The organism is Elstera cyanobacteriorum (assembly GCF_002251735.1).
Taxonomy (GTDB): domain Bacteria; phylum Pseudomonadota; class Alphaproteobacteria; order Elsterales; family Elsteraceae; genus Elstera; species Elstera cyanobacteriorum.
Window position 1 is genome coordinate 139,028 of the sequence record NZ_NOXS01000034.1, and the last position, 24,410, is coordinate 163,437.

Below are 24,410 nucleotides of genomic sequence, written 5' to 3' on the forward strand. Positions count from 1 at the left end.
GACCAGAATGACGCAAGATCTCGCCGCCGCCATCGAAGCCGCCTGGGATGCCCGCGATACGCTTTCGACCAGCACACAAGGCGCCGTGCGCGAAGCGGTGACGGAAGCCCTCAGCCTGCTCGATTCGGGCAAGGCGCGCGTTGCCACGAAGGAAGCGGGCGGCTGGACCGTTCACCAATGGCTGAAGAAGGCCGTGCTGCTGTCCTTCCGCCTTAATGATATGGAAGCGATTTCCGGCGGGCCGGGTGGGGCCGATTGGTGGGACAAGGTCCCGTCGAAGTTCCAGGGCTGGGGCAGCGAAGAGTTTAAGGCCGCGGCCTTCCGCGCCGTGCCGGGCGCCATCGTGCGCCGCAGCGCCTTCGTCGCCCCCAACGTCGTGCTGATGCCGAGCTTTGTTAATGTCGGTGCCTTCGTCGATAGCGGCACGATGGTCGATACGTGGGTCACGATTGGTTCCTGCGCGCAGATCGGGAAGAACTGCCATATCTCCGGCGGCGTCGGCATCGGCGGCGTGCTGGAGCCGCTGCAGGCCGGGCCGGTGATCATCGAGGATAACGTCTTCGTCGGCGCGCGGTCGGAAGTGGCGGAAGGCGTGGTGGTGGAAGAAGGCTCGGTCCTGTCGATGGGCGTGTTCTTGGGCGCCTCCACCAAGATCATCGACCGCAGCACGGGCGAAGTCTTTGTTGGCCGCGTCCCGGCCTATTCGGTCGTCGTTCCCGGCGCGCTGCCCGGTAAGCCGCTGCCCGATGGCACCCCCGGCCCGTCGCTCTATTGCGCCGTTATCGTCAAGCGCGTCGATGCCCAGACGCGCAGCAAGACCGGCATCAACGAACTGCTGCGGAGCTAAAGGCGTGGCGGCACTCGACCCCATTGCGCTGACCCAGGCGCTGATCCGCTGCCCGAGCGTGACCCCGGCAGATGCCGGGGCCTTGGGGGTGCTGGCGGAAACCCTGACGGCCCTTGGGTTCGTGTGCCATCCCTTGCGCTTTGAAGAAGCAGGCACGGCGCCGATCGATAATCTCTATGCCCGTTTCGGGGCCGGCAGTCCGCACTTCTGCTTTGCCGGTCACACCGATGTGGTGCCGCCGGGCGATTTATCCGGCTGGTCGGTCGATCCGTTTGCTGCCGACATCAAAGGGGAGCGGCTGTTCGGGCGCGGTGCCGCCGATATGAAGGGCGGCATCGCCGCCTTTGTCGCCGCCGTTTCGGCTTTTCTCGCTGAAAACCCCGCTTTCGGCGGCTCAATCAGCTTGTTGATCACCGGCGATGAGGAAGGCCCCGCCATCAACGGCACCAAAAAGATGCTGGAGTGGCTGGCGGCGCGCGGCGAGACTATTGATGCCTGCGTCGTCGGCGAGCCGACCAACCCGCGCAGCTTGGGCGAGATGATGAAGATCGGGCGGCGCGGCTCGCTCTCGGGGACGATCACGGTGCAGGGCGTGCAAGGCCATGTTGCCTATCCGCATCTCGCCGATAATCCGATCCCGAAAATGGTGAAACTGCTGACCGCCCTCGGCTCCGGCGCGCTGGATGATGGCACCACCCATTTCCAGCCGTCGAACCTCGAAGTGACAACGGTCGATACTGGCAATCCGACCAGCAACCTTATTCCTGGCAGCGTTACCGCCAGTTTCAATGTGCGCTTCAACGATAGTTTCAGCGGCGCAACCCTGGAAGCCCTAGTGCGCCAGCGGCTCGATAGCGCTGGGGTGCCCTATGAGTTGAAGATTTCAATCTCCGGCGAAAGTTTCTTCACGCCGCCCGGTCCGCTCTCGGCCCTGGTGGCGGGTGCGGTGGAAACCGTGCTGGGGGTGACGCCGGAGCTGTCGACAACCGGCGGCACGTCGGACGCGCGGTTTATCCGCGCCTATTGCCCCGTGGTGGAATTCGGTCTGGTCGGCCAATCGATGCATAAGGTTGATGAAAATCTACGCCTTGCCGATCTCGCCGCCCTTACCCAAATCTATCGGGTAATGCTCGACCGGTACTTCGCATGATCCCCCCGTTTAAGGCCTTTCTCGCTCTGCTGTGGGCGACGCCCGACTGGCAGCGCTATTTTGCCGATACGGTCGGCGAGGTGCGCCGCTCCTTCCTGCCGCTCGCTATCGAATTCGGAATGCTCGTCGCCTTCTGGCTGATCGTGGGCGGCGGGGACAGCGGTTTCGGGTTCACGGGCATTCTGTTGCAGTCGATGGCCGATCTGGCGGCGACGGCCTGCTTCCTGACGCTGTTTGCCGTTGCCGCCCTGCGCTTCGGGTTCCGCAGCGGCCTGTGCCGGACGATTGCCGCTTTCAACTGGGTGTCGCTGATTCTCGCGGTCATGGCGCAAATCATGGTAGGGGTGTCGCAACTGATCGACTCGCAGTCGCTTTTGCTCGGTAGCGGCGCCATGCTGTTCATCTGGTTGAACGTGACGCTGTTCCGACTGATGAAACAGGCGATGCAGCTACCGACCGCCGGGATCGTTGGCGCGCTGGTGCTGCATATTCTGCTGGCCCTGACCTTCACCCAGGCGGCCTTTGGCGTGCAGATGCGCTTCGACCCGCCCGCCGCCCTGCAATCGGCGTCGTGAGGCTGATGTATACTGCCCTGATGACCATCGGCCTGCTGGTCGCCTCTAACCTATTCATGACCTTTGCTTGGTACGGGCACCTCAAATACCGGGACACGGCGCTGTGGCAGGTGATCCTGGTCGCCTGGGGTATCGCCTTTTTTGAATATTGCCTGCAAGTGCCCGCCAACCGTATCGGCTACGGCATGTTCACGGCGGCACAACTGAAGATTATGCAGGAAGTCATCACGCTGGTGGTCTTCGCCGGATTTTCGGTCTTTTACCTCGGCGAGCAACTCCGCTGGAACCATGCCGCCGCGGCGCTGTGCTTGGTCGGGGCGGTTTATTTTGTGTTTATGAAACCCTAGGGTGGTTTAGAGAGCGGATAGGAGCAGTTTTATCCAGTCACGCCGGGCATCCAGCACGCGGACAATATCGACCGCCGTATCCGTGACCTGATAAAAAATTAGCGAGGGACCGCAGGGGAAGCATCTAATTCCTTGGAGAATCTCGTCCAGGGAGCGTCCCAATTGCGGCGTTTCGGTAATCAGGGCTGCGACGTGCTCAATCTTCGAAAGTGCGCCAAGTGCGACCGTCTCACCATACCGTGCCGCAAGGTAATCTCCCAAGGTGGCGAGGTCAGTTTCGGCTACCGGGCGAATTAACAGACGGTGCGCCAAGCCTATTTTCCGTAGCGTTGCCGTAAGCGCTTAAACACTTGTTCGGCCGGTTCGCCGGGGCCACTCGCCATTCCAGCTTCTAACAAACCGCGAAGATCGGTTCGCGCTTGTTCCTGATCGTCCCAAACATTGACGACGGCAGATACCGCTTGGGTAAGATCGGGATAAAGCCCCTCCGCCACTGCCGCATTCAACCGAGCGGCGGTTTCGGGTGTTAGTTCAATGGTAACGGTCTGAGACAGTGGCATCGCTCCTCCGATATTCAGAATGCCTGAAGGCTGGGCGAACCGTCAGCCTATTATTCCTCTGGATATACCGCGCCCATAAAATACAGCCCCTCCGCCGGGGCCGTTGGGCCTGCTACCGACCGATTGCGGGCTTCGAGGGCGCGGGTTACGTCGTCGGGCGTCCATTTGCCTTGGCCGACGAGGGCGAGCGTGCCAACCATATTGCGCACCTGATGATGCAGGAAGGACCGGGCGGCGGCGGTAATCTGGATTTCGTCCTCGACCGCCCGCACCTCTAGCCGGTCGAGCGTGCGGATCGGCGAATCGGCTTGGCACAGGCTGGCGCGGAAGCTGGTGAAATCATGCCGCCCCAGCAGCCGGTCGGCGCCCGCCTGCATGGCGTTGGGATCGAGTTTATAACCGACCGACCAGACGCGGCCTTTGTCCAGCGCGGGCGGCGCGCGGCGGCACAGAATCCGATAGCGATACCAGCGCCCGATGCAGGAAAAGCGCGCGTGCCAATCGTCGGGCACGATGGATACATCCAGCAAAGCAATCGGCTGCGGCTTTAGGTGAAAATTCACCGCTTCCATCAGTTTGAACGGCGGCCAATTCTTCGCCAGCGTTACATGCGCCACTTGCCCGCGTGCATGCACCCCGGCGTCCGTCCGCCCGCAGGCGTGCACCGTCGCTTCCTCCTGCCCGCTCGCCAGAATCGCGCGCTCAATCGCCTCCTGAATGCTGAGAACCCCCGCCTGCTGGCGCTGCCAGCCGGAATAGCCAGTGCCCTCATATTCAACAATCATGCGATAGCGCGGCATGGAGATCCTGTGTGTTGGGCAAGGGCGCCGCCCTTGCATCCCGCTCAAGGGGCGACCGCCCCTTGAGAATCCGGGCTTCTCGATTCAGAAAATGGGATCGCCAAGGGGTAAGCCCCTTGGCTGGGGTTGTTAGGGGCGATGCCCCTAACCTCTTAGTGCTTGAAGTGCCGTACGCCCGTGAAGACCATCGCCGCGCCTGCGGCATCGGCGGCGGCGATCACTTCGGCGTCGCGCTTCGATCCGCCCGGCTGGATGGCGGCGGTAACGCCTGCCTTGAGGCAGACTTCGAGACCGTCCGGGAAGGGGAAGAAGGCGTCGGAGGCCACGATGGCGCCGATGGCACGGCTTTGCGGCTCGCCCGCCGCCTGGGCCATCGCGGCGGCGCGGGCGACGGCCTGTTGCGCGGCATCGACGCGCGAGGTCTGGCCCCCGCCGATCCCGACGGCAGCCCCGTCCTTCACCAGCACAATGGCGTTGGATTTGACGTGCTTGACCAGGGTGAAGGCCAGCAGCATATCGCGCACTTCCGCCGGGGTTGGGGCGCGCTTGGTGACGGTTTGCAGCGCCTCGGCCCCGACGTGGCCGTTATCGCGGCTCTGCACCAGCACCCCGCCCGCGACGGAGCGGTAGGTGAGGCCCGGTTCCTTCGGATCGGGCATGGCGCCGGTGATCAGCACGCGCAGGTTCTTCTTATCGGCCAGGGCGGCGGTAGCCTCCGGCTCGATGGCGGGGGCGATGACAACCTCGGCGAAGAGATCGGCGATCATCAGGGCCGTTTCTTTATCGAGCGGGCGATTGACGGCGATGATGCCGCCGAAGGCGCTCACCGGATCGCAGGCCAGCGCCCGGCGATAGGCTTCCGCCAGGGTTGGGGCGATAGCGACACCGCAGGGGTTGGCGTGTTTGATGATGGCGACGCCCGGTTCGGTCAGTTCGGCGACCAACTCGAAGGCGGCATCGGTATCGTTGATGTTATTGTACGAAAGCTCCTTGCCCTGCACCTGCTGGGCGGTCGCCACGCCGGGGCGGGCGTCTCCCGTGGCGTAGAAAGCCGCCTGCTGGTGCGGGTTTTCGCCGTAGCGCAGCGTCTGCTTCAACGCGCCGCCCAACGCCAATTGGCGCGGCGTGGCTTCCGACACCTGACCGTTGAACCAGGCGGAGATACCGGAATCATAGGCGCCCGTGCGGGTGAAGGCGCGGGCGGCGAGCGTGCGGCGCAAGGAAAGGCTGGTGCCCCCGGCGTCGGTCAGCGCGGCGATCACCTCGGCATAATCGGCGGGATCGGTAATGACGGTCACGGCGGCGTGGTTCTTGGCGGCGGAGCGGATCATCGACGGACCGCCAATGTCGATATTCTCGATGCAGGTGTCGAAATCCGCGCCTTTGGCGACGGTCGCTTCGAAGGGATAGAGGGTGACCACCACCACATCAATCGGGCCGATGCCGTGCTGCTGCATGGCGGCCTGATGGCTGCTGCTATCGCGGCGGCCCAGAAGCCCGCCGTGGATTTTCGGGTGCAGGGTTTTCACCCGCCCATCCATCATTTCCGGGAAGCCAGTGTAATCGGCCACTTCCGTCACCGGCAGACCGGCGGCGCGCAGCGTATCGGCGGTACCGCCGGTCGAGAGCAGTTCGGCCCCAGCGGTATGCAGGGCGCGGCCAAGCTCGACAATCCCGGCTTTGTCGTAGACCGACAGCAGGGCGCGGGCGGGTTTCACCAGATCGGGCAGCGGCAGATCGCCGGAAACATGGGCGGGCATGGCAATTCCTAGGGGGCTGGGGAGAATTCCGGCACAAGCCGGTGAAGAATAGTCAGGGCAGCGGCGGTATCGCCGCGCGCGACGGCCTCGGCCATCGCATCGAACTCGCGGGTTAGATCGGGCAAGGCCCAGGTGCGCGGCGCGGCAAGGCGGACGCCAGAAACCGGGGTCGGGTCCAGCGCTTCGCTATCGTGGAACAGCTCCTCATAGAGTTTTTCACCGGGGCGCAGGCCGGTGATTTCTATTGGAATATCCACCTCCGGCCGCAGCCCGTGCAGGCGGATCATTTGGCGGGCGAGGTCGATGATTTTCACCGGCTCGCCCATATCCAGCACAAAAATCCGGCCAGGCGCGGCGGCGTCGGTGGTGCCATAGGCGGAGGCGTGCAGCACGAGTTCCACCGCTTCGGCAATCGTCATGAAATAGCGGGTAATCTCGGCATGGGTCACGGTCAGCGGGCCGCCGCGCTGCAACTGGCGCTGGAACAGCGGAATGACCGAGCCGGTCGATCCCAGCACATTGCCGAAACGCACCAGCACGAAGCGCGGACCGTGATTTTCGGCCAAATCCTGCGCCTGCACCCACATTTCGGCAACGCGCTTGCTGGCGCCCATCACATTGGTCGGATTGACGGCCTTATCGCTGGAAATCAGCACCATCGCCTTCGCCCCGGCGCGGCGGCTGGCTTCCGCCACGATGCGCGAGCCAAGGATATTGGTGGCGAAACACTCCAGCGGGTTCGCTTCGGCCAGCGGCACATGTTTGATGGCGGCGGCGTGGAAGACAAGGTCCGGCGCGGCCTCGGTAAAAATCCGCCCGATGCGCCCGGCGTCGCGCACGTCGGCAATTACTGCGCGACGGGGCAGGGCGGGGAAAAGTTCCGAGACCTGAAGATCAATGGAATAGAGCGCATATTCCGAGGCATCGAGCAGTGTCAGATGGGCGGGGCCGAGGGCGGCGATCTGGCGAACGAGTTCTGCGCCGATAGAGCCGCCCGCGCCCGTCACCAGCACGCGCTGCCCGCGCACGAGGTTTTCTAGCGGCGCGCGGTCCAGCGGTTGCGGCGGGCGGCCGAGCAGATCTTCCAGCGCCAGCGGGCGCAGGGCGACGGAAATATCGCCGTCGCGGAAATCGGTCAGGCGCGGCAGGCGCACCAGTGGCAGGTTCAGGCTTTGCGCTGCTTCCAGCAGGCGCCGAACCGTTTCGGGCTTGGCGTCCGACTGGGCCAGGATCAATTTCTGTGGGGCCTCGTCGCGCGCCGACAGCCGGGCGATCACCTGGGGCAGCGCGTCGATACCGCCTTCGACCCTTACGCCCCGAATGGCCTGACCGTGGCGGCGCTCCCGCTCATCCACTAGGGCGACCACCCGGTAGGGGGCGGCGGAGCGCTTAAGGTTGGCGATGAACAGATCGGCCTCGTCCCCAGCGCCGATCAGCACCACCGGTTCCCGCGCCGCCGAGAGCAGGGCGGCGGCGCTGCGCTCCTTAATGGCGCGATAGAGTGCCCGTCCGGCGATCAGCAGCAATACCAGCAGCGCCCAGGCATAGAGCAGCGACGAGCGCGGCAGATAATCGCCGCGCTGGATGAAAAAGAGGACCAGGGCGAAGACCGGTACGGTCAGCGTTGCCGTTTTTACGACCCCCAGCAGGTCGGCCAAGCTGGTATAGCGCCACACGCCGCGCGTCAGCCCGGTCAACCGGGCGCTGATTAGGGTCAGAGCGGCGAAGAGCAGCGTGCCGCCGGTCATCAACTCGGGCCGGTCGGTGAAAGCGTCCCAGCCCACCCGCAGCACAACGGCGCCGATGAAAGCCAGTGCGGCGGCGGCGGTATCATGGACCAGGGTCAACCAGATCGGCGGCAGGCGCATCAGGCGGCCCCCCGACCTTGGGCGAAGACCCGCATCAGCGCAGCGGTAGCGCAGAGGCCGAGGGCAAGCCCCGTCCAGCCGATCCCCAGGATCGGGTGCAGGCTGGCGGTGGCCAGCGCCACCAGCAGCGCGTTCAACCCGGCGATTCGCAGGCTAACGGCGCTATGGGAAAAGCCGCGCTGCACGGCCTTCTGGTAAAAATGCCGCCGGTGCGGCTGCCAAATCTTTTCCCCGTCGTAGGCCCGCCATAGAAGGGTGACGGTGGCATCGACGAGGTAATAGAGCGGGATGGTCAGCGCGGCAGACAGGGCGCCCGCCAGCGCCGTTTGCAGCAGCAGCCAGCCGCCGAGTAGCCCGAGCGGGACGGAGCCGACATCGCCCAAAAAGACTTTAGCCGGGTGCCAGTTCCACCACAGAAACGCCGCCGCGCACCCGGCATAGACCAGGCCGAAGGCGGCAAGATCGAACCGGAAAAAGGCTAAGGCGGCAATCAGCGCCGTGCCAAGCCCGATGGCTCCGGCTTCGATGGCGGAAATCCCGTCGATCCCGTCCATGAAGTTGAAGAGATTGACGAACCACAGCCAGCCAATCCCGGTAATCAGCCGGTCGGCGAGCAGCGGCAGCGCGCCTTGAAACACCAGCCGGTCGGGCGCCTGCATCGTCAGCACAAAGGCGATGGCGGCGATCTGCACGGCAAACCGGATCGACGGCGGCAGCGGCTTGCGGTCGTCGCGAAACGATAACCACGCCAGCACGATGGTTGCCGACAGCAGCGCCGTAAGCTCGGGCAGTAAGGTGCCGGGCGTCCACACCATCAGCGCCGCCCAGCCGGGCAGGAGCCCAATCAGCACGCCCAGCCCGCCGCCGCGCGGGGTTGGCACTACGTGGGAACTGCGCGCATTCGGCCGGTCCATCGCCTTACGCCGCAGCCAGGGCAGCAGCCACCCGGTCACGAGGAGGCTCGCAAGAGCACTCAGCGCGGCAATCAATAGGATCACAGGCAGCGGGGGCATCATGGAGGGGGGTTATAGCCGGGGGCGGCGGGGGGCGACTATCGAAATTATCGCGGTTCGCGCATGAGCGGTGAGATGCCGCGATGGTGTTAATGCTTGCAATGTATATACAATACGAATATACATGCTGAATGGATGGCCAGAGGCCGTTTGAAGCGAGACAGATCCTGTCCGCTCAACCATCTGGGATGGTTCAAAAGAAGATAACATGAAACATCTTCTATAAGATCAATCCTGGAAGGAAGCGATTATGTTCCAAAGAGGCGATCTGCGATCGGTTCGTAAATTTGAATGGGACCCAGAGAAGAATATATCAAATGTTCGAAAACATGGTATCGATTTTGATGTGGCCAAGGTGTGTTTTCTTGATCCGATCCTCATACGGGTCGACGATAGAAATGATTATGGTGAAGAGAGGTATGAAGCCATTGGTCTTGCTTTTGGGTTAACCGTTCATGTGATTTTCACAATACGGAATGCCGATACCGTCCGGCTTATCTCTGCATGGAAAGGAGGACGAGATGCCCGAAAAGCATATCGTGACGCGTTCTTGGGATGATCTTGCAAACACGGTTCTAACTGATGACCAGAAGGCGCAGTTAGCCGCCCTTGAAGCTATGTCGGATGAAGAGATTCAGCGTCGTGTTGCGGATGACCCCGATGCTGCTCCTTTTGATCCGGCCCTTTGGGTCGATGCCGAGCTCGTCTCCCTGAAAATCCCTGTTAGCATTCGCTTGGATGCAGAGATCGTTGCCTATTTCAAAGCGGGTGGGCCAGGGTATCAGAGCCGCATTAATTCAGTTCTGGCAAACTATGTGCGCGCAAAACAGCGGGAGCAGAAGCCCGCTTAGGGCATCGAGCCCGCCAACCCCGCCAGCGCAGCGCCGAACCGTTCGGCGGCGATGCGGGCGGGCCAGGGTTCCCAAGGCAGACCGCCATAGATCGGTGTCAGCGGGTCGGCGGACAGCGGGGCGGCGCGAATGCCCAGCGCCTCCCGGCATTCCGCGAGGCTCCAGCCCGCAACGAAGATGGCCTCGGCGGCGGCGGCGCGCTTGTCGGCGGTTTTGATCGGCTTTTTCCAGGCGGGCGGCAGGTCGGCGGGCAGCCCGAAGCGGCGATGGACGGCGGTTTGCAGCGCTTGGTCGAGCTGCCGATAGCCTTCCCCCAAGAAGGGTTTGAGCGGCGAGATTGGGTCGAAACAGACGCCCAGGCATTCCGAAGCGTCATGCAGCAGGAACGCGAGCTTTTGCGCGGCGGTCAGCGGGCGCGGCGCCTCGGCCTCGCCAATCGCCAGCACGGTCAGCGAGTGTTGGGCGACCGATAGCGGCCACTCCCACACCGAATGACCGCCCCAGCGCACCGTGCGCGCGGCCCCGAGGGCCAAATCGTCGGCTTCGAAATCAAAGGGCGTCGGATCGAGAAGATTAAGCCGCCGCCCGGACGGCAGCCGTACCCAGGCGCGTTTGGTCAGGGGCTTCTGGATCGACGGCATCTCTCAGCGCCCCAGCACGGCTTTCGCCACTTTGCGGTAGAGGGTCGGCAGGGCCACCTCCCCGAACCGGTCCGGCGTGACCCACGTGCCGAGCTTGGGATCGCCCAGACCAACGGCGGCGCGATAGATGCTAAGGTCGAGATGGAAGTGCGTGAAAGTGTGCCGCACGCCCCCCTCCAGCCTCTGCCACTCCGCCTTCACCGGCGCGTCGCCGAGCGGGGCGGGCGGGCGCTGGTCGAGCCACTCGGTGCCGGGCACCTCCATCATACCGCCGAGCAGCCCTTTTTCCGCCCGCCGTCGCAGCAGTACGGCGCCGTCTTTGCGCGTTAGCCAGAAGACGGCGCCATAGCGCGTCGGCTTATCGGGCTTGGGGGATTTCAGCGGAAACCGTTCGGGATCGTCGGAAATCCGCGCGACGCAGCGGGCCGAAACCGGGCAGAGGCCGCAGGCCGGGCGGCGCGGGGTGCAGACCATCGCCCCCAGGTCCATCATCGCCTGCGCATAATCGCCGGGGCGCTGCTGTGGGGTAAGGTCGGCGACCAGCGCCTTTAGGCGCGGTTTCGCGGCGGGTAACGGTTCTTCCACCGCGAATAGGCGGGAGACGACGCGCTCGATATTGCCGTCCATCACTGCCGCCGGAATATCGAAGGCAATCGCACTGATCGCTGCGGCGGTGTAATCGCCGATGCCGGGCAGCAGGCGTAGGGCCGCTTCATCTGCCGGGAAGCTGCCCCGGTGCCGCGCCACCACCATCGCCGCGCATTTGTGCAGATTGCGGGCGCGGGCGTAATAGCCAAGGCCCGCCCATTCGGTTAGCACGTCATCGAGCGGCGCTTGCGCCAAATCCTGCACGCGCGGCCAGCGGGTAAGGAAGCGGCGGTAATAGTCGGCCACCGTCTGCACTGTGGTTTGTTGCAGCATCACTTCCGATAGCCAGACGTGATACGGGTCAGGCACCTGTCCCGCCTCCGCCCGCCAGGGCAAGCGGCGGCGATTATGGTCATACCAGTCGAGGATCAAATCCGCATGCGCGGGGTGGGTCATGCTGCCGAACCATGATAAGCAGACGGAATGGCCCGTCGTGCGCAAACTTCCTTTCAACAGATAGCGTCCCCCCCGGCTGGGGTCGAGGGGGGAACCGAGAAACCGCGCGCTTGGCGCGCAGGACCGCGCGCCTTGGCCGCCGATCTCGGTAAGATCACCCGCCCGGCGGCGAAAAAATTCGGGTTTGCCGATGCCCGGCTGCTCACCGATTGGCCGGTGATTATGGGGGAGGCGCTGGCGCGCATGACCCTGCCGTTGGAAGTGAAGCGCGATAAAACCGGCACCCGGCGCACGCTGGTGCTAAAATGCTCCGCCGCCGCCGCGCCGCTGGTTCAACATTACACCCAGCAGATTCTGGAGCGAGTGAATACCCACTACGGGTTTTTGGCCGTCACGCATCTTCAAATGAAGCAAGGGCCCCTGCCGCCGCCGCCGCTTCCCCCCAAGCCGCGTGTGCCCTTATCGGCGATGCAGGAAGCGGCGCTGCGGGCGGAGATTGCTGAAGTGGAGACGGAAGCACTACGGGCCGCGCTGCTGGATTTAGGCCGTTGCATTCGGAATGGGTAAGCTTACCTGCCGTTTGTAGTGAAATTACATTGAACTGCGCGGCGGCTTGCCGCAGGATGCCGGAATATTCGTCTCACTCTAGGACTATTCCCATGGCCCGCGCCGCCGCCAAGCTCCGTTCTGTGCCGCCTGTTGCGCCCGTTCCGGGCGTTTCCGTTGGGGAAATCTGGTTTCCCGCCGATGAAACCACCGACGCGGCGGCGCTGCATAAAACCCTGATGGAGCGGTTGACCGGCCTGCGTGACCGGGCGGAGGTCGATCCCTTCGGCGATCCCATCCTGATGCTGGCGCTCGACCTAACGCGGATGATGGATAAGGGCGACGTCTCGCCGAGTGCGGTCGAACATTTGGTGCAGCATCTTACCGCGCGCAGCTTTCAGGCCCGGTCGGCGCGGCTTGCGGCCTATGTCGGCGAGATCGACCCGGCGGCCAATGATGCTAAGCTGGAAGCCCTGCTGCGCGGCGTCGCCGAGGGCCAGAGCTTCGAAGCCTTCGCCGATAAAGTGCAGGCGCTGCACTATGGCATCGTCTTTACCGCGCACCCCACTTTCTCCACATCCCTCGAACTCTCGCGCGCGATGGCGGCACTGGCGACCGGCCAGGATGCCGACGGTATGCCGCTGACCGAGGCGGGCAAACAGGCGCTGATGGAGGCGATCACCCGCGCCGATCATCGCCCGCCGCGCAGCCTGACTCTGAGTGTCGAACATCGCTGGTGCCTGGAGGCGCTGGAGAATGCCCAAAGCGCGCTGGAGCGGCTGCACGCCCTGGTGCTGCGCCTGACCAAGGAACTCTATCCCGACCGCTGGACGGAACTATCGCCGGGTCTCGTCTCGCTCGCCACGTGGGTTGGCTATGATCACGATGGGCGGGCCGATATTACCTGGGCCGATACGCTGCGCCTGCGGTTGATCGTGAAGCAGGCGCAAGTGCAGCGCCATCGTCGCACCCTGGCCGGGTTGATCGCCGAGGCGGGCAATGGCGCGACGGCAACGGTACTCGAACTGCTCGAATCGCTGCTGGCGCTGGCTGAAAAACAAGTCACGGACCAGATCGCCGCCGCGCTGCTGGCCAATCAGAGCCTCGAAGACGCCCAGCGTTTCGCCTTTACTTTGGTGCAGGGCACGGAAACCGCGCTGGTCGATGCCACCCGGCTGGTGGCGCTGGCGGGCCGGGCGCTGGAGCAAAATCTTGGCGAAGGCGGGGCGTTGGCCGAACGCCTTTCGGTGCTGAAAGCCTCCCTCGCCCTGCATGGGCTGGGGGCCGGGCATAGCCACTTCCGCCTCAATTCCACCCAGTTGCACAATGCCATCCGCCGCCAAGTGGGGCTGGAAACCGGGCCGGAAGACCCGGCGCACCGCCGCAGCTATTACAATGCCATCAACGATCTGATGGAGCGGGCGCAGCCGGTCAGCATCAATATCGGTTCGCTGCTGGCCGAACAGGCGTCAGCGAAGCGCATGTTCATGATGATCGCCGAACTCGCGAAAGCCATCGACCGTGAAACGCCGATCCGCTTCCTGATTGCCGAAACGGAAAGCGCCTTCACGCTGCTGACCGCGCTCTATTACGCCAAGCTGTTTGGGCTTGAGGACCAGATCGAAATCTCGCCGCTGTTCGAAACGGTCTATGCACTGGAACACGGCGACCAGATCATCGAAGACGCGCTGCGCTCCCCCCATTATCGCGCCTATGTGCAAAAGTCCGGCAAGCTGTGCATCCAGTTCGGCTATTCCGACTCCGGGCGCTATATCGGGCAGTTGGCGGCGACCTTCCATATCGAACGGCTGCGCCTGCGTTTGGCCGCTGTGTTGCAGCGCGCGGGCCTGGCGGGCGTGCAGGTGGTGCTGTTCAATACCCACGGCGAATCCATCGGGCGCGGCGGCCATCCGCTGAGCCTGACCGACCGGCTGCATTACCTCGCCCCGCCGTTCAGCCGCAGCGAGTTCACCAACAATGGTATCGCGGTCAAAGAAGAAAGCAGCTTCCAGGGCGGCGATGGTTACCTGATCTTCCAATCGCCCGATCTCGCCTATGCAGCAGTGGCGCGGATTGTCGAGGCGACCCTCGTGCCCAGCCCAGAGGCGGAGAATGATCCGATCTACGGCCAGGGCGATTTCTCCACCGAGTTTTTTGCGGCGGTAAAGCAATTCTTCGGGGAGTTAGTGGACGATCCCAATTATGCGGCGCTGCTCGGTGTGTATGGAACCGCCATGCTGTACCGCACCGGCTCCCGCCCGGTAAAGCGCCAGTCGGAAGCCTGGGGCCGCGTGCCCGACCTCTCCCACCCGTCGCAGCTTCGCGCCATTCCCAACAATGGCGTGTTGCAGCAGTTGGGCCTGCTCGCCAACACCATCGGCGGCCTTGGGCGGGCGATGAGCAAAGACCCCGATCTTGCAGCGGCGCTGCTCAAATCCTCCCCGCGCTTCCGCCGGGCGATGGCGCTGGTCGAACATGGTATGTCGGTCAGCGACCTCGATGTCATGCGCGCCTATCTTGATACGCTTGACCCCGGCATGTGGCTGCACCGCTCGGGCCGGACCAAGCTGCCGACCCGGCGGGAGGAGTTGCGCGTCCTCGCCCGGCATCTGGAGCGGCTCGATTCCCATCACCGGCTGGCGAAGGTCTTCCGCAAGCTCCAGGCCGATTTCCTCGCCCTGCGCGATACGCTGGCCTATTGCCGTGCCCAGGGGTTAGATGTGCCGCCGGTGGGGCTGGGCGAGACGGAGCGCAACGATCTCGTGCTGTTGCACGCCATCCGCGTTGCCCTGATCCACCGTATTTTCCTGCTGGCGACCCATATTCCCGACTTCAGCCCGCAGCACGGCACGACGTTTGAGGAAATGTTCGCCCGCGTCCTGCACCTTGATCTGGAACCGGTGCTGGATTTCCTGGCCGATGTTTTCCCGGCGCGACCCGATGCCGATGCGCCGACCGCGCTCGATTTCGGCGAACCGGCCACCTATCGCGGCGGCGTGGGCCAAACCTATGAGGCAGAACACGAGCGCTTGTTCCGCCCGATGCGCGGTTATTTTGAACTGATCCGCCGCATCGGCACGGCGATCACCTATCAGATCGGCGCGGTTGGGTAACGGGGCGGGCGGGGTTATCCCCGCCCTTGTTCCGCCACACTCCGGGGGCTACTACTGGGGCTGATCCCTGTTAACCGGAGAGGCCCCATGCTTACCCGCCGTCAGTTCCTTCCCGTTGCCGCCGCATCCGTGACCCTGCCGACCCTGCTTGGCGCGCAACCGGCCTTCGCTGCCGTCGATCCGCTGTTGTTGGCGCGCGAGGGCGACCGGGTGTTGGGGAAGGCCGAGGCGCCGATCACCATTGTTGAATATGCGTCCTTCACCTGCCCGCATTGCGCCCATTTTGCCAATAAGGTGCTGCCGGAGGTGAAGAAAAATTGGGTTGAGACCGGCAAGGCCAAGCTGGTTTACCGCGATTTCCCGCTCGACCGTGTTGCCTATGAAGCAGCGATCCTGGCGCGCGCCGTGCCGGGCGACCGTTATTTCGCTTTCATCGATACGCTGTTCGCCCAGCAAGAAAAATGGGCGACGGCCAAGGATACCAAGGCGGCCCTGTCGCAGCTCGCGAAGCTGGCCGGTCTCGGCGCGTCGGATATCGACGCGGCCTTCGCCAATAAGGTGGTGGGCGATGCCATTCTGGCCCAGCGCTTGGAAGCGGCGGAAAAGCTGAAGGTCGATTCGACGCCGACGCTGTTCATCAACGGCAAGAAGGCCGATCACGGCACCTACGAGAGCTTCTCGAAGGCGCTGAGCGCGGCCTAGAGCGGTCTCCGCTCGCGTCAGCCGCTCTAGCCTATTTTTTTTAGCAAATGCGTCGTCGCGGGTGCGCCCAACCGCTCGGGATTTGCTCTAAACCCCGTCCAGAACGGTTTGAAACGGTTCGGTGGAGCGTTGGATCCGCGCTAGGATCCACGCGCCCTCCAGTGCCGCAAAGAAGCGCAGTACGCGGGGGCGCAGCGCCCCCGTTTCGCCCAGGCGCTCCGCCTCGGCGATGATCCGCTGCAACAGGGTTTCAAGCGCGGCGTGAACGGCCACATGCAGCCGTTCCGACTCCGGGACAGCGGTCAGTGCGATAGCCGTGACCGGGCAACCCGCCTGCCAGCCCGACGACACGAGAATTTCCGACACCGCGTGCGTGAAGCGCGTTAGGCCGTCCGGGAAATCCACGGCCTCGGCAAACGCGCGGTCGATCACCCGCGTTAGCCCGGCGACCGCGAGGGCGATGGCGGCTTCGGCCAGCTCCTCCTTCCCGCCGGGGAAATGGTGATAGAACGAGCCTTTTGGCGCGCCGCTGATCTCGATCACCTCCGACAATCCAACCCCATGATAGCCGCGCCGCCGAAATAGATCGGCGGCGGTAGCGATGAAGCGCGATTTTGCGTCGGACGGTCGAGCCATAGGCCCAGAAATGCCAGTTGTATGGCGATCGGTCTAGTGGTAATAATTCTATGGCAACCACCATAGAATAGGCGCCGCCATGCCGAAGACCCATCCCGTGCAGTTCAACAGCGCCCCCGGCGCGGTCCTTAACGGCACCCTGTTTCTGCCCGATGCGCCGCCGTGCCGGGCGATTGTGATGAATGGGGCGACGGGGGTGCCGCATGGCTACTACGCCCGCTTCGCCGCTTGGCTGGCGGAGACCGAGCAGGCCGTGGTGCTGACCTACGACTATCGCGATTTCGGCGCGTCGGCGGGTGGTTCGCTGCGCACCTCGCGCGCGACAATGGCCGATTGGGGCGTAGGTGACCAATCGGCAGCGGCGGATTTTCTGCTGGAAACCTATCCCGATCTGCCGCTGTGGGTGATCGGCCATTCGCTCGGCGGGTTGTTCGTGCCCTTCCATGCCCAGGCAGACCGGGTGGAGCGGGTGATCGCCGTCGCCTCTGGCCCCGCCCATTGGTCGGGGCATCCGCTGACGTTCATGCCGACCGTGCTGTTTTTCTGGTGGCTGGCCGGGCCGCTGCTGACGCTGTTGTTCGGCTATACGCCCGGTCGCTTGCTGGGGCTGGGGGAAAACCTGCCGGCGGGCGTATTCTGGCAGTGGCGGCGCTGGTGCCTCTCGCGCCGCTTTTACCGCCGCGACTGGGGGAAAAGCCTGCCCGTGCCGCGCTTTGCCGCCGTGCGCTGCCCCGTGACGCTCATCAGCATTGCCGACGATGAAATGCTACCCCCCGCTACCGTGGCGCGGTTACGGCAGTTCTACCCGGAAGCCCAGGTAGACCACCGCACCATTTCCCCCGCCAGCATCGGCGCCCGCCGCATCGGCCATATCCGGCTGTTTTCCGACCGGAATGCCGCCGCTTGGCCTGCGGTTCTCGGCTAGCGGGGGAGGGGTATCCCCCTAAGCTGCCAGCGCGGCGACGCCCGGCAGGGTTTTGCCTTCCAGCCACTCCAGGAAGGCGCCGCCTGCGGTCGAGATATAGGTGAATTTTTCCACTGCCCCGGCATGGGCCAGCGCCGCGACCGTATCGCCGCCACCGGCGACCGAGATGAGCTTCCCAGCTTGGGTCAACTCAGCGGCGGCCTGCGCGAGAGCGACCGTGCCCGCATCGAAGGGTGGAATTTCAAAGGCGCCCGCCGGGCCGTTCCACACCAGGGTCGACGCGGCTTCAAAGGCCTTGCGGGCTTCGGCGACGCTGGCCGGGCCAATGTCGAGCGCCATCTTGCCATCGGGGACTTCGGTTGCGGCAACCACGCTGTTTTCCGCCCCGGCCTTGAACTCGCCCGACACGGTCAGATCGACCGGCAGCACGATCTTGCAGCCGACGGCGGCGGCCTTTTCCAGAATGGTTTTGGCGGTATCCGCCATATCCTTTTCGCACAGCGAAGCGCCGACCGAATGGCCTTGGGCATAAAGGAAGGTATTCGCCATCGCCCCGCCAATGACCAGCGCGCCGACGCGGGTAACGAGGTTGGTCAGAATATCAAGCTTGGTCGAAACCTTGGCGCCGCCGACCATCGCCACCGTTTTGGCGCGGTCGCCGCCGCCGAGGGCCTTCGTCAGCGCATCCAGTTCCGCCTGCATCAGGCGGCCGGCGGCGGCGGGCAGCTTGTTCGCCAACCCTGCGGTCGAGGCGTGGGCGCGGTGCGCGGCGGAGAAAGCATCGTTCACCCACAGGTCGCCGTTTTGGGCGAGGGCAGCGATGAAGGCTGGATCGTTCTTTTCTTCACCCGCATGGAAACGCAGGTTTTCCAGCAGCAGCACGCCGCCGGGGGCCAGGGCGGTGACGGCGGCATCCGCCTTCGGGCCGATGCAATCTTCGGCGAAGGCGACTGGGCGCCCGCCAAGGGCCTTGCTGAGCGGGGCCACGAGGCGCGACAGGCTGTTTTCGCTATCCGGGCCGTTCTTCGGGCGCCCGAAGTGCGACAGAACGATGACCTTGGCGCCCTTATCGGCCAGTTCGGCCAGGGTGATCGCGGCGCGGTCGATGCGGGTCGCGTCGGTCACGACCCCATCCTTCATCGGCACGTTAAGATCGACGCGCACCAGCACGCGCTTGCCCGCAACCTCGACCTGATCGAGCGTCCGAAACCCGGCCATGTTTCTCCCTTTCAACTTTTAGTAAATGCGCAGGGCCAGAAGATTGGCCTGCGTGATACCGTTCAATGCCAGTTGATTGGCCTTCGCCGCTGCGTGGGCGCGACGGACGATGACGACAAAATCTTCCAGCCGCGAATCGAAGGTAATCGTGCGCGTGCCGGATTTCACGGTCAATTCCATCCAGCCGTTCAGCCGGTCGCGGCGCAGCGAATAGTAATTGAGGTTGAAGCGCGACAGTTCGGTCCAGCGGAAAGACACGGTATTGATACCGCGGATAAAAATGCCTTCGTCGTCGATGCCAACGACCGTTCGGTGCCGGATGTAGGTTTGCGCGACGAAGTAGAAGCACAAAAGGCCGATAGATCCGAGCATCATGGCAATCGGCCAATCGGGGCGCATGATGGCAATCGGGGCAATGGTCGCGATCATGCCCAACCCGGCGCGGATGTAATCGCCGTAGAGCAGGCGGATATCGTAGCGATGCAGGCTCACGCGGGCACCGCCAGTCGCACGAGAACGGGAACATGGTCGGAGGCTTTTTCCACCCCGCGCCACGGGCGTTGGATTTCGGCGGCTTCCAGCTTTTCTTTCAGCGGTGGCGTCACCCAAACATGGTCAAGGCGGCGGCCCTTATCGGCCAAATCCCAATCTTTCGCCCGGTATGACCACCAGGAATAGAGCTTTTGATCGTCCGGCACGAAATGGCGCACGGCATCGACCCACGCCAGCCCCTGCTGCCAGCGGCCCATGCGCTCAACCTCGATGGGCGTATGGCTGACGACGTCCAGCAGCTTTTTATGCGACCAGACGTCATGCTCCAGCGGGGCGATATTGAGGTCGCCCACCAGCATCATCGGCGTTTCAGCGCGGCGATTGGTGCTGAACCAAGCCGTCACTTCATCGAGAAACTGCAGCTTATGGGCGAATTTTTCGTTCTGGTCCGGGTCGGGAATATCGCCACCCGCCGGAACGTAGAAATTATGAATCTCCACCCCCGCCACCTCGGCGGCGATATGGCGGCTGTCGGTCTTGCCGCACCAATCGAGGCTATGGGGGCGCGTGAGGGGGATGCGCGAGACGATGGCAACGCCGTTATAGGCCTTCATGCCGCGCACGGCCTGATGCGGATAGCCTGCCTGGGTAAAGGCCGCGCCGGGGAACAGCGCATCTTCCGTTTTGATTTCCTGAAGGCACAGGACATCGGGCGCCGCGTCGCGCAGGAACTGCAAAACAGTATCGATCCGCAGGCGGACGGAATTGATATTCCAGGTCGCAACAGTCAAGGAGGGCATCGAGAGTCCAGACGATCAGGCGTTGTGCGCGGTGGCGGCGGCGGTAAAAATTTCGCGCGCCAAGGCTAAGCCCATGATTCTAAAAGTCCACATGCCCAGCATAAAGGTCGCCCTTACCCGAAGGAGTGTCGAGACGCGAAATCGTTTCTTTATGGCGTGTTGCACCGCGCCCGTCCAGAGCCGAGCTTTGTGACCGGTGAGAGATCACAGGGGGAATCCTGGAGGGAGCACAATTCCGCAGCGCAAGACTGTCTCTTGCTGATTGCACCATTCTGCCCGATATAAACTGAGCGATATCGAAAGGCTGTTCCGTCCGACGAAAGGAAGCGATTATGTCCCAGCGCCCGGTTGTTTTGTGCATTCTCGATGGCTGGGGGCTGCGGGCAGAGACCGAGAATAACGCCATCGCCCAAGCGAAAACCCCGACTTTCGACCGGCTCAGGGCGACCTGCCCGACCGGGCGGCTGAATGCGTCTGAACGGTTCGTTGGTCTACCGGAAGGCCAGATGGGTAATTCGGAAGTTGGGCACATGAACCTTGGCGCGGGCCGGATCGTCGTGCCGGACCTGCCCCGCATCGATAACGCCCTGCTGGATGGCTCGCTGGCGGCCAAACCGGGGCTAGCGGCCTTCGCGCACGCTGTGAAGGCCAAGGGCGGCGCGGCGCATCTGCTGGGGCTGATGTCGGACGGCGGCGTGCATAGCCATCAGGATCACATTGTCGGCGTCGCGAAGATTTTGGCCGCGCAGGGCGTGCCGGTGGTCATCCATGCTTTCACCGATGGCCGCGACACGCCGCCGCAAAGCGCGCTGACCTATCTGGCGCAGGTCGAAGCCGCGCTGGCGGGCGTTGCCGGGGTGAGCCTCGGCACCGTCTCTGGCCGGTTCTATGCGATGGACCGCGATAAGCGCTGGGACCGGGTGGAGGCCGCCTATTCGGCTATCGTCCAGGCCCAGGGCAAAACCGCCGCGAGCGCCAAGGCTGCTATCGACGCCTCCTATGCTGCGGGCGAGTTCGATGAATTCATTCAGCCGACGGTGATCGGCGCCTATGCCGGGATGCGCGACGGCGATGGGCTGATGATGGTCAATTTCCGCGCCGACCGCGCCCGGGAAATCCTGACCGCGCTGGTCGATCCGGCTTTCGATGGGTTTGCGCGCGCCAAGACGGTCGATTTTTCGGCCAAGCTCGGCATGGTCGAATATTCCAGCGCGCTCAACGCTTTCTTCCCGGCACTGTTCCCGCCCGAAGATATTCCCGATACGTTTGGCGAAGTGCTGGCTAAGGCGGGTAAGACCCAGTTGCGCATTGCCGAGACGGAGAAATACGCCCACGTCACCTTCTTCTTCAATGGCGGGGTTGAAACCGTGTTTCCGGGCGAGGAGCGCATTCTGGTTCCCAGCCCGAAGGTGAAAACCTATGACCTGCAGCCGTCGATGTCGGCGGTGGAAGTAACCGATAAGCTGGTGGCCGCCATCGAAAGCGGCCGCTTCGATGCGGTGGTCGTCAATTACGCCAACACCGATATGGTCGGCCATTCGGGGATTCTAAGTGCCGCGATTGAAGCGGTGGAAACGGTCGATGCGTGCCTAGCGCGGCTCGAAGCGGCGGTGGTCAAGGCGGGCGGTGCCATGCTGATCACGGCGGATCACGGCAATGCTGAACAGATGGAAGACCCGGAGACCCACGAACCCCACACGGCCCATACGCTCAACCTCGTGCCGACGATCCTCGTCAACGGTCCAGCGTCGGTGAAAGGGTTGCGCGATGGGGCGCTGGCGGATGTGGCCCCGACCTTGCTGGCGCTGATGGGCTTGCCGCAGCCCGCCGTGATGACGGGCCGCGCGCTTCTATCGGAAACGGCGGTTCCGGCGGCGGCGGAATAGCATGGCCTTCCGGCGGAGAGGGGCGGCGGCGCGCGGCGGGCTGATGCTCGCGGCGGCGCTGGCCGTTGCCCTGCCCGCCGGGGCGCAGCAGCGCAGCCCTGAGGAACAGAAGGCTCTGGAGCTGAAGCGGATCGAAAGCGATCTCGCGGCCGCCAGGGCCCAGCAGCAGAAATTGCAGCAGCAGCGTAAAGCCGCCCAGGACGAGGTCGAAGGCCTGCGTGCGCAACTGACCGTCGCCGGACGGTCAGCCAGCGAAAATGAAAAGGCGCTGTCGGATCTCGAGGGCGCCCTGCGCGATCTTGAGACGGATGCCGAGGATAAGCGCGTCACCATCGCCCTGCGCCGGGCGGAACTGGTGGAACTGCTGGCGACCGGCCAACGCCTCGCGCAGTTTCCGCCGGTCGCCTTGCTGATGCAGCCCGGCGACCCGCAAAATGCCATTCGCGCTGGGTTGATCATCGGCGGGACGGTGCCGACCGTGCAGGAGCGGTTACAGGCCCTGCGCGGGGAACTGGAAGAACTGGCCAAGGTCGATGATACCATCCGCCGCCAGCGCGACCGGGTGTCGGCGCAAGTGCGCGGTCTTGCGCAGGAGCGCTCGCAGATTGCCGCCCTGCTAAAGCGCAAGGAAGCGCTGGAAGAACAGCTTGAGGGCGAGGTTGATAAGTCCGGCGCCAAGCTGAAGCAGCTTTCCGCCAGCGCCAAGGATGTGCGCGAGCTTCTCGATAAGCTGATCGCCGAACGCCAAGCCGACGAACGCCGCCGGGCGGAGGAAGCGGGCCGGTCCGCCGTGCGCCGCGAACAGGCGGCGGGGCACGTTACCCTCGGTGACGCCGAAATCACGCCTAAATCTGGCCGCACTTTACCGGTAGCCGGAAAGATCACCGGCGCCTACGGTCAGGCGACCGATGTGGGCGCCACGGCGCGCGGCATGTCCATCGAAACCCGGTCGGGGGCGGTGGTTTTGTCGCCTGCTGGGGGGCGGGTCATCTTTTCCGGTCCTTTCCGGGGCTATGGGCTGATCTTGATTGTGGAACATCGGGATGGGTATCATAGTTTGCTTGCAGGGTTAGGTCGGCTGGACGCCACAGTGGGGCGGCAGGTCGATCCCGGCGAGCCGGTGGGGGCGATGGCGGAGGGGGGCGATCACGCGCCCGTGCTCTATTTCGAACTGCGCCGTCAGGGGCAGACATTGAACCCGCAGACCTGGGTGTCGGCGCAACGTGCCAATTAGGAGTGGTAATGCAGCAGCCTCCTCTCTCGCCTGAAACCCGGTCGTCCCGGCTTCGTTATCTTGCGCGCGGCGCCGCCATTGGGCTGCTGATCGGCACGGGCGTGGTTATCGGCCAAGCGCTGAGCATCCCCGAAACCTTGGCGCAGACCAAAACCTCGGATACCTACCGCCAGCTTGATCTGTTCAGTCAGGTCTTCGAGCGGGTGCGCGCCGATTACGTCGATAAGGTTTCCGATCAGCAACTGATCGAATCGGCCATCAACGGCATGCTGACCTCGCTCGACCCGCATTCGTCCTATATGAACGCCAAGAGCTTCCAGGAAATGCAGGTGCAGACCACCGGCGAGTTCGGCGGTTTGGGGCTGGAAGTCGGCCAGGAACAGGGCGTGATTAAGGTCGTCTCCCCCATCGACGATACCCCCGCCAGCAAGGCTGGGCTAAAGCCCAACGATCTCATCACCCATATCAATGGCGAAGCAGTGCTGGGCCTGACGCTGCAAGAATCGGTCGAGAAAATGCGCGGGCCGGTGAATAGCGAGGTGCGCCTGACCATCCGGCGCGAGGGCCGCGATGCCTTCGACGTGACGCTGACGCGCGCCGTTATTAAGGTGGAAAGCGTCCGGTCGCGCCTGGAAGGCGAGGATATCGGCTATATCCGCATCACCAGCTTCACCCAGCAGACCGATAGCGGTTTGCAGAACGCCATGAAGAAGTTCAAGGAACAGGCGGGCACTAAGCTGAAGGGGATCGTGCTGGATCTGCGCCGCAATCCGGGCGGGTTGCTGGATCAGGCGGTAGCCGTGTCCGATGATTTTTTGGAGCAGGGGGAAATTACCTCCACCTCCAGCCCGCGCCGCCCGGAAGGGGCAACGCGCTTTAACGCCAAGCCCGGCGATATTACCGGCGGCCTGCCGATCGTCGTGCTGATCGACGATGGCTCGGCCTCGGCGTCGGAAATCGTGGCGGGCGCCTTGCAGGACCATAAGCGCGCCGTGATCATGGGCGTGAAGTCCTTCGGCAAAGGCTCGGTGCAGACGGTCATGCCGCTGGGGCCAGGGAATGGCGCCATGCGCCTGACCACCGCGCTCTACTACACGCCGTCGGGCCGGTCGATCCAACAGAAGGGGATCGAGCCGGATATCGTCGTGCCGTTGGCGCGTGTCGAGGCGATCAATACCGGCGAACGCCGGAGTGAAGCGTCGCTGCGCGGCTCCATCCGCAACCCGAATGATCGCAGCGGCGGTGCGGCAACGCCCGCCATCGCCCCAGCTCCGGCGGCGAATGGCGAGCAGGCGCCGCTCACCCTTGGGTCGGCGGATGACTACCAGCTTGCCCGCGCGGTCGATCTGCTGCGCGGTATTTCGATCTACGTCAACCGCGCTCCGAACTGAGCCGGGCCAAC

25 protein-coding genes are annotated in these 24,410 nt (G+C 63.9%); 13 read left to right on the plus strand and 12 right to left on the minus strand.

The window, feature by feature from the left end:
- The first annotated feature begins 7 nt into the window (after positions 1-7).
- The 4 genes from dapD to CHR90_RS15650 are packed head-to-tail and all read left to right on the plus strand — an operon-like array spanning position 8 to position 2,919.
- Positions 8-847, plus strand: a complete 840-nt coding sequence (gene dapD, locus CHR90_RS15635; RefSeq protein ID WP_094410044.1) for a 2,3,4,5-tetrahydropyridine-2,6-dicarboxylate N-succinyltransferase — start codon at positions 8-10, stop codon at positions 845-847.
- Positions 798-1,997: a succinyl-diaminopimelate desuccinylase gene (dapE, locus tag CHR90_RS15640; protein ID WP_094410045.1), complete on the plus strand. Its 1,200-nt coding sequence runs from the start codon at positions 798-800 to the stop codon at positions 1,995-1,997. The genes dapD and dapE overlap by 50 nt, the downstream gene beginning before the upstream one ends.
- Positions 1,994-2,572 (plus strand): hypothetical protein, encoded by a 579-nt coding sequence (locus tag CHR90_RS15645; RefSeq protein ID WP_094410046.1) that lies wholly within the window; start codon positions 1,994-1,996, stop codon positions 2,570-2,572. Before dapE ends, CHR90_RS15645 begins: the two co-directional genes overlap by 4 nt.
- 5 nt (positions 2,573-2,577) lie before the next feature.
- Positions 2,578-2,919, plus strand: a complete 342-nt coding sequence (locus CHR90_RS15650; protein WP_170941432.1) for a DMT family protein — start codon at positions 2,578-2,580, stop codon at positions 2,917-2,919.
- Positions 2,920-2,925: 6 nt separating this feature from the next.
- Here the strand turns inward: CHR90_RS15650 and CHR90_RS15655 are convergent, their stop codons facing one another.
- From CHR90_RS15655 to CHR90_RS15680, 6 genes are all read right to left on the minus strand, one after another.
- Positions 2,926-3,231 carry a type II toxin-antitoxin system RelE/ParE family toxin gene (locus tag CHR90_RS15655; protein ID WP_170941433.1) on the minus strand — a complete coding sequence of 102 codons (306 nt, stop codon included), beginning with the start codon at positions 3,229-3,231 and terminating at the stop codon, positions 2,926-2,928.
- 2 nt (positions 3,232-3,233) lie between these two features.
- Entirely contained in the window at positions 3,234-3,479 is a 246-nt protein-coding gene (locus CHR90_RS15660; protein ID WP_094410048.1) for a ribbon-helix-helix domain-containing protein, read from the minus strand.
- Between the two features lie 50 nt (positions 3,480-3,529).
- A complete protein-coding gene (gene truA / locus CHR90_RS15665; protein ID WP_094410049.1) occupies positions 3,530-4,279 on the minus strand; it encodes a tRNA pseudouridine(38-40) synthase TruA in 750 nt (249 codons plus the stop codon).
- Between the two features lie 152 nt (positions 4,280-4,431).
- Positions 4,432-6,039 (minus strand): bifunctional phosphoribosylaminoimidazolecarboxamide formyltransferase/IMP cyclohydrolase, encoded by a 1,608-nt coding sequence (gene purH / locus CHR90_RS15670; RefSeq protein WP_094410050.1) that lies wholly within the window; start codon positions 6,037-6,039, stop codon positions 4,432-4,434.
- An 8-nt stretch (positions 6,040-6,047) separates the two neighbouring features.
- Positions 6,048-7,907, minus strand: a complete 1,860-nt coding sequence (locus tag CHR90_RS15675; protein WP_094410051.1) for a polysaccharide biosynthesis protein — start codon at positions 7,905-7,907, stop codon at positions 6,048-6,050.
- Entirely contained in the window at positions 7,907-8,860 is a 954-nt protein-coding gene (locus CHR90_RS15680) for an MraY family glycosyltransferase (RefSeq protein ID WP_229671558.1), read from the minus strand. Before CHR90_RS15680 ends, CHR90_RS15675 begins: the two co-directional genes overlap by 1 nt.
- 310 nt (positions 8,861-9,170) lie before the next feature.
- Between CHR90_RS15680 and CHR90_RS19960 the strand changes: the two genes are divergently transcribed.
- Positions 9,171-9,479, plus strand: coding sequence for a BrnT family toxin (locus tag CHR90_RS19960; RefSeq protein ID WP_094410052.1), 309 nt, complete (start codon positions 9,171-9,173; stop codon positions 9,477-9,479).
- Positions 9,442-9,771 carry a BrnA antitoxin family protein gene (locus tag CHR90_RS15690; protein WP_170941434.1) on the plus strand — a complete coding sequence of 110 codons (330 nt, stop codon included), beginning with the start codon at positions 9,442-9,444 and terminating at the stop codon, positions 9,769-9,771. Before CHR90_RS19960 ends, CHR90_RS15690 begins: the two co-directional genes overlap by 38 nt.
- On the opposite strand, the gene CHR90_RS15695 is transcribed toward CHR90_RS15690, so the two are convergent.
- Positions 9,768-10,412, minus strand: a complete 645-nt coding sequence (locus CHR90_RS15695; RefSeq protein WP_094410054.1) for a hypothetical protein — start codon at positions 10,410-10,412, stop codon at positions 9,768-9,770. The genes CHR90_RS15690 and CHR90_RS15695 overlap by 4 nt on opposite strands.
- Positions 10,413-10,415: 3 nt before the next feature.
- The gene (gene mutY / locus CHR90_RS15700) at positions 10,416-11,456 is read right to left on the minus strand and encodes an A/G-specific adenine glycosylase (RefSeq protein ID WP_094410055.1); all 1,041 of its coding nucleotides are present in this window, start codon (positions 11,454-11,456) and stop codon (positions 10,416-10,418) included.
- A gap of 132 nt (positions 11,457-11,588) precedes the next feature.
- Here mutY and CHR90_RS15705 point away from each other — a divergent pair, with 132 nt between their 5' ends.
- The 3 genes from CHR90_RS15705 (at position 11,589) to CHR90_RS15715 (ending at position 15,817) form a co-directional block, all read left to right on the plus strand.
- Positions 11,589-12,023, plus strand: a complete 435-nt coding sequence (locus CHR90_RS15705) for a DUF721 domain-containing protein (RefSeq protein ID WP_170941435.1) — start codon at positions 11,589-11,591, stop codon at positions 12,021-12,023.
- Between the two features lie 92 nt (positions 12,024-12,115).
- Complete coding sequence (locus tag CHR90_RS15710; protein WP_170941436.1) at positions 12,116-15,115, plus strand: phosphoenolpyruvate carboxylase; 3,000 nt, start codon at positions 12,116-12,118, stop codon at positions 15,113-15,115.
- 87 nt (positions 15,116-15,202) lie between these two features.
- The gene (locus CHR90_RS15715; RefSeq protein WP_094410058.1) at positions 15,203-15,817 is read left to right on the plus strand and encodes a DsbA family protein; all 615 of its coding nucleotides are present in this window, start codon (positions 15,203-15,205) and stop codon (positions 15,815-15,817) included.
- Between the two features lie 87 nt (positions 15,818-15,904).
- Here CHR90_RS15715 and CHR90_RS15720 read toward each other — a convergent pair whose 3' ends face one another.
- The gene (locus CHR90_RS15720) at positions 15,905-16,453 is read right to left on the minus strand and encodes a TetR/AcrR family transcriptional regulator (protein WP_094410059.1); all 549 of its coding nucleotides are present in this window, start codon (positions 16,451-16,453) and stop codon (positions 15,905-15,907) included.
- 79 nt (positions 16,454-16,532) lie between these two features.
- Here CHR90_RS15720 and CHR90_RS15725 point away from each other — a divergent pair, with 79 nt between their 5' ends.
- Positions 16,533-17,378 carry an alpha/beta hydrolase family protein gene (locus CHR90_RS15725; protein ID WP_094410060.1) on the plus strand — a complete coding sequence of 282 codons (846 nt, stop codon included), beginning with the start codon at positions 16,533-16,535 and terminating at the stop codon, positions 17,376-17,378.
- A gap of 18 nt (positions 17,379-17,396) precedes the next feature.
- On the opposite strand, the gene CHR90_RS15730 is transcribed toward CHR90_RS15725, so the two are convergent.
- Genes CHR90_RS15730 through xth form a run of 3 tightly spaced genes read right to left on the minus strand, consistent with a single transcriptional unit; the run spans position 17,397 to position 19,888 of the window.
- Complete coding sequence (locus CHR90_RS15730; RefSeq protein WP_094410061.1) at positions 17,397-18,596, minus strand: phosphoglycerate kinase; 1,200 nt, start codon at positions 18,594-18,596, stop codon at positions 17,397-17,399.
- Positions 18,597-18,614: 18 nt separating this feature from the next.
- Entirely contained in the window at positions 18,615-19,088 is a 474-nt protein-coding gene (locus CHR90_RS15735) for a hypothetical protein (RefSeq protein WP_094410062.1), read from the minus strand.
- Positions 19,085-19,888, minus strand: coding sequence for an exodeoxyribonuclease III (gene xth / locus CHR90_RS15740; RefSeq protein WP_170941437.1), 804 nt, complete (start codon positions 19,886-19,888; stop codon positions 19,085-19,087). Before xth ends, CHR90_RS15735 begins: the two co-directional genes overlap by 4 nt.
- Before the next feature lie 332 nt (positions 19,889-20,220).
- On the opposite strand from xth, the gene gpmI reads away from it, so the two are divergent.
- Genes gpmI through CHR90_RS15755 form a run of 3 tightly spaced genes read left to right on the plus strand, consistent with a single transcriptional unit; the run spans position 20,221 to position 24,399 of the window.
- Positions 20,221-21,774, plus strand: a complete 1,554-nt coding sequence (gpmI, locus tag CHR90_RS15745) for a 2,3-bisphosphoglycerate-independent phosphoglycerate mutase (protein ID WP_094410063.1) — start codon at positions 20,221-20,223, stop codon at positions 21,772-21,774.
- Between the two features lies 1 nt (position 21,775).
- Positions 21,776-23,008, plus strand: coding sequence for a murein hydrolase activator EnvC family protein (locus CHR90_RS15750; RefSeq protein ID WP_094410064.1), 1,233 nt, complete (start codon positions 21,776-21,778; stop codon positions 23,006-23,008).
- A gap of 8 nt (positions 23,009-23,016) precedes the next feature.
- Positions 23,017-24,399, plus strand: a complete 1,383-nt coding sequence (locus CHR90_RS15755; protein WP_094410065.1) for a S41 family peptidase — start codon at positions 23,017-23,019, stop codon at positions 24,397-24,399.
- The last annotated feature ends 11 nt before the right edge of the window (positions 24,400-24,410 follow it).

What these genes read in the sequence shown, in the direction of transcription:
- dapD (WP_094410044.1), top strand. Translation starts at nt 8, where the DNA reads ATGACGCAAGATCTCGCCGCCGCCATCGAAGCCGCCTGGGATGCCCGC.
- dapE (WP_094410045.1), top strand. Translation starts at nt 798, where the DNA reads ATGCCCAGACGCGCAGCAAGACCGGCATCAACGAACTGCTGCGGAGCT.
- CHR90_RS15645 (WP_094410046.1), top strand. Translation starts at nt 1,994, where the DNA reads ATGATCCCCCCGTTTAAGGCCTTTCTCGCTCTGCTGTGGGCGACGCCC.
- CHR90_RS15650 (WP_170941432.1), top strand. Translation starts at nt 2,578, where the DNA reads ATGTATACTGCCCTGATGACCATCGGCCTGCTGGTCGCCTCTAACCTA.
- CHR90_RS15660 (WP_094410048.1), bottom strand. Translation starts at nt 3,479, where the DNA reads ATGCCACTGTCTCAGACCGTTACCATTGAACTAACACCCGAAACCGCC.
- truA (WP_094410049.1), bottom strand. Translation starts at nt 4,279, where the DNA reads ATGCCGCGCTATCGCATGATTGTTGAATATGAGGGCACTGGCTATTCC.
- purH (WP_094410050.1), bottom strand. Translation starts at nt 6,039, where the DNA reads ATGCCCGCCCATGTTTCCGGCGATCTGCCGCTGCCCGATCTGGTGAAA.
- CHR90_RS15675 (WP_094410051.1), bottom strand. Translation starts at nt 7,907, where the DNA reads ATGCGCCTGCCGCCGATCTGGTTGACCCTGGTCCATGATACCGCCGCC.
- CHR90_RS19960 (WP_094410052.1), top strand. Translation starts at nt 9,171, where the DNA reads ATGTTCCAAAGAGGCGATCTGCGATCGGTTCGTAAATTTGAATGGGAC.
- CHR90_RS15690 (WP_170941434.1), top strand. Translation starts at nt 9,442, where the DNA reads ATGCCCGAAAAGCATATCGTGACGCGTTCTTGGGATGATCTTGCAAAC.
- CHR90_RS15695 (WP_094410054.1), bottom strand. Translation starts at nt 10,412, where the DNA reads ATGCCGTCGATCCAGAAGCCCCTGACCAAACGCGCCTGGGTACGGCTG.
- mutY (WP_094410055.1), bottom strand. Translation starts at nt 11,456, where the DNA reads ATGACCCACCCCGCGCATGCGGATTTGATCCTCGACTGGTATGACCAT.
- CHR90_RS15710 (WP_170941436.1), top strand. Translation starts at nt 12,116, where the DNA reads ATGGCCCGCGCCGCCGCCAAGCTCCGTTCTGTGCCGCCTGTTGCGCCC.
- CHR90_RS15715 (WP_094410058.1), top strand. Translation starts at nt 15,203, where the DNA reads ATGCTTACCCGCCGTCAGTTCCTTCCCGTTGCCGCCGCATCCGTGACC.
- CHR90_RS15720 (WP_094410059.1), bottom strand. Translation starts at nt 16,453, where the DNA reads ATGGCTCGACCGTCCGACGCAAAATCGCGCTTCATCGCTACCGCCGCC.
- CHR90_RS15725 (WP_094410060.1), top strand. Translation starts at nt 16,533, where the DNA reads ATGCCGAAGACCCATCCCGTGCAGTTCAACAGCGCCCCCGGCGCGGTC.
- CHR90_RS15730 (WP_094410061.1), bottom strand. Translation starts at nt 18,596, where the DNA reads ATGGCCGGGTTTCGGACGCTCGATCAGGTCGAGGTTGCGGGCAAGCGC.
- xth (WP_170941437.1), bottom strand. Translation starts at nt 19,888, where the DNA reads ATGCCCTCCTTGACTGTTGCGACCTGGAATATCAATTCCGTCCGCCTG.
- gpmI (WP_094410063.1), top strand. Translation starts at nt 20,221, where the DNA reads ATGTCCCAGCGCCCGGTTGTTTTGTGCATTCTCGATGGCTGGGGGCTG.
- CHR90_RS15750 (WP_094410064.1), top strand. Translation starts at nt 21,776, where the DNA reads ATGGCCTTCCGGCGGAGAGGGGCGGCGGCGCGCGGCGGGCTGATGCTC.
- CHR90_RS15755 (WP_094410065.1), top strand. Translation starts at nt 23,017, where the DNA reads ATGCAGCAGCCTCCTCTCTCGCCTGAAACCCGGTCGTCCCGGCTTCGT.